This is a genomic window from Longimicrobiaceae bacterium, from assembly GCA_035696245.1.
Lineage (GTDB): Bacteria > Gemmatimonadota > Gemmatimonadetes > Longimicrobiales > Longimicrobiaceae > DASRQW01.
Genome location: DASRQW010000374.1, coordinates 1 through 3150 on the forward strand (window position 1 = coordinate 1; position 3150 = coordinate 3150).

General features: G+C 70.8%; 2 protein-coding genes. Both read right to left on the reverse strand.

The features are described 5' to 3' along the window. Positions 1 to 365: 365 nt before the first annotated feature. Positions 366 to 1490, reverse strand: coding sequence for a hypothetical protein (locus VFE05_17070; GenBank protein ID HET6231790.1), 1125 nt, complete (start codon positions 1488 to 1490; stop codon positions 366 to 368). Positions 1491 to 1906: 416 nt separating this feature from the next. Continuing rightward, a partial coding sequence (gene dacB, locus VFE05_17075) for a D-alanyl-D-alanine carboxypeptidase/D-alanyl-D-alanine-endopeptidase (GenBank protein HET6231791.1) occupies positions 1907 to 3150 on the reverse strand: 1244 nt, incomplete at its 5' end.

Sequence of the window (3150 nt, forward strand, 5' to 3'; positions counted from 1 at the left end):
CTGCTCAAAGGCTTCGAGCAACGTCATGAGAACCTCCCGGTGCGAGTGTGAGCGCACTTCGCTGGACGCTCCGCACCATCGTCTCTGACTGCACTCGCAGCGTTACAGTTCTGTATCGGTAAGAGAACGAAACAGCCCTGCGCTTGCGGGGGAGGGGCCGGGGGAGGGGGCACCTCTCCGCACGCGACACCGCCCCAGCATCGCCACTGAACACCACCTGACATGCTTCACGATCACTGACTACCATAGGCATCGAGCCTTCAGCCGAATGTATGTGGATTAAGTGAAGATGCTGACATTCGGGCAAACGCGACGGGCGCCGAGGTCATCCCCGGCGCCCGTCGCTTGATTCCCACATCCAAGCGTCAGCGGCGAATGGCGCTCAGGAGCTCGTCCATGGCGATGGAGCAGCCGCGGGCTTCGGCGCCGGTGGCGCGGCCGAGGAGGCGGAAGCCGTCCGGCGAGGTGATGCCCAGGTCGGCCGTCTGGATCGCCATCACGGAGTTGAGGTTGGCGAGGTCCCAGTGGCGCAGCACGCCCACCTCTCCGTCCGGCAGCGGGCGCAGCGTCTCCGGATCGGTGGCCTGGGTGCGCACCCACGGCGGGCCCTGGTAGCGGCGCGCGCCGGGGTCCACATCCGCGCCGCCGCGGCCGGCGACGGTGTCGTAGAACTGGCTGCTCATCTCCGTCATCCCGTACTCGTTCACGCACCACGCGGGGCCGATCCCCAGCCGCTCCGCGAAGCCGGCGTACAGCTCCTCGCGCGTGACCTCGCGCGAGCGGCCCTTGAACCCGCCGGTGTCCATCACCCGCGAGCCGGCGGGCAGGCGGAAGCTCTCCCCGCGCTCGCGCAACGCGTCCAGCCAGTGCACGAAGGCGAACGCGGTGCCGGGGATGAGCACCGGCTCGCCCATCCGCTCCGCATCGCGCAGCGCCGCGGACAGGCCGCCGTGGGCGATGCCACCCTGCGGGTCCACGAACCAGCCGCCGCGCCCGCCCGCGTCCGCCATCACCTCGCCGATCATGTGCGACAGCGATGACTCCGGCATGCCATCCCGCGCGGGGACGAGGGAGACGATGCGCGGCCGTGCGCCGTCCGGCAGCAGGTGCGCGGCGAAGCCCGCCCGCAGCGCGGCGTCGTACAGATCGAGGTCGGGGAGATGGTGCACGCCGCGCCGCTCGGCCCCGGCCGTCGTCCCGCTCGTGCGGAAGGTGCGCGCCGCCGCGCCCGCGCCGCCCACGACCAGGGCCGCGGCCTTGAACGCATCCGTCGGCACCGCCGGCACCTCCATCCAGTGCGACACGGTGGAAGGCGATGCGCCGCGGCGGTCGCAGAACATGCGGTACGGCTCGTTGCCCGCGTACTGGTGTGCGAACACGGCCAGCGCCAGCGCACCGAACTCCGCGTCGCCTATCGGCGCGCCCGTGCCGCGGGAGATGCGGTCCAGCAGCGCCGCCTTCAGCCCCGCGGCCTTCGAAAGGTCTTGCACGAAATACCTGGTTCGATGTGATGTCCGGCAGAACCGCTTCGCCGCCCTCGCGACATCTTCCGAGAAGCGGATCATCCTCCCCGAAACAGCCGCGCGGCGAGCCTCGCGCCGTCGTAGCCTGGGGGGTTCACCCGCCGGAGCGTTGCCGACGCCCGCATCTCTCGAACTGCGACACGCCGCAGCCGCTGGGTTCTCCGCCGCACGAATCCACCGTCTGCGTGGCGGAAGCGGATCGGATGCGATGAATCGAGCCCCTACACGCCGCACCGCCTATGCGCATCCAGAGCGGAAGCTCCGCAGCGGGAAAGGGTTCGATGCGGGCGAGAATAGGACGAGAAGCGCCGCCCGGCAATCCGGGCGGCGCTTCGTCTGCTGCGCATCTACCGTTCACCTGCCGTTCGACAGCAGGGAAGGAGCTACTTGGTGTACTCCGCGAGCAGGTTGCCCAGGTTCTGCTGGACGGCGCGCGAGCCGGAGGTGTTGGGGCCGTTGTAGAGGAACGAGAATACCACCCGCTCCCCCCCGCGCGTCTTCACGAAGCCGGACAGGCTGCGCACGCCTTTGATGTAGCCCGTCTTGGCGTGCAGGTTCCCCTCGGCGTACGTGCCGTGGAAGAGGTTGCGCAGCGTGCCGTCCTTCTTGCCGCCCACGGGCAGCGACTCGTGGAAGCGCTCGCGCCACGGCTGCCGGTCCGCGTAGATGAGCGCGCGCGTCATGGCCAGCGCGCTCGTCCGGTTGTCTGCCGACAGGCCCGAGCCGTCGGCCTGGAACAGCTCGCCGTACGGCACGCCCGCGCGGTCGTGGTAGAAGTGGCTGGACGCCACGCCGCCCCGCTCGTAGCTGCCCTGCCCCAGGGCGCGCGCACCGGCGGCCTTCCACAGGTGCTCGGCGAAGAAGTTGTCGGACTCGTGGTTCATCACGTGGATGATGACCCACAGCGGCAGCGAGTAGTGCCGGTGCACCAGCGTGGCGCCCTTGGGCGTCACGCCGCGCCGCACGGGCCCGGCCACCGTGATCCCCTCCTCGCGCAGTGCCTGCCGCAGCGCCGCGGCACCCAGCAGCGCCGGGTCCGCCGCGCCGATGCCGTAGCGGCGGACGGCCCGCCCGCCAACGCCGCCGCGCAGGTAGATGGTGTCCTCGCCGGGCTTGCGCACGGCCACGCCGCGCCCGCCACCGCCGCGCACCACCACGGGGATCTCCGGGACCTCGGGCTCCAGCTTGTAGGCGCCGTTCTGCACCGCCACCCACAGCATGTTGCGCTGGTACGCCAGCCCGCTCACCGTGGGCGCGTAGGCGCTCACGCCGTTGCCCGTGTCCAGCGGCCAGTTGGGCCCGAACGCCAGCGAGTCGAACACCGTGGCGTCGGCGACCACCCCGCCGTCCACGCGGGTGATGCCGCGCGCCTTGAGCGCCCGCGCCATCGCCCGCGGCGAGGTCATGGGGTCCTTGTCGAACTTGGTGTAGCCGAACGCCGGGTCGCCCGATCCCTTGATGATCACGTCGCCCCGCACCGCGCCGCCCTGCACGGGTCCGCCCAGCAGCACGTCGGTGGGGAAGCGGTAGTCCGGGCCCAGCATGCTGAGCGCCCAGACGGCCGTGAAGACCTTGTTGTTCGAGGCCGGCGTACGCACCGTCTCGGCATTAACGGCGAACAGCGGCT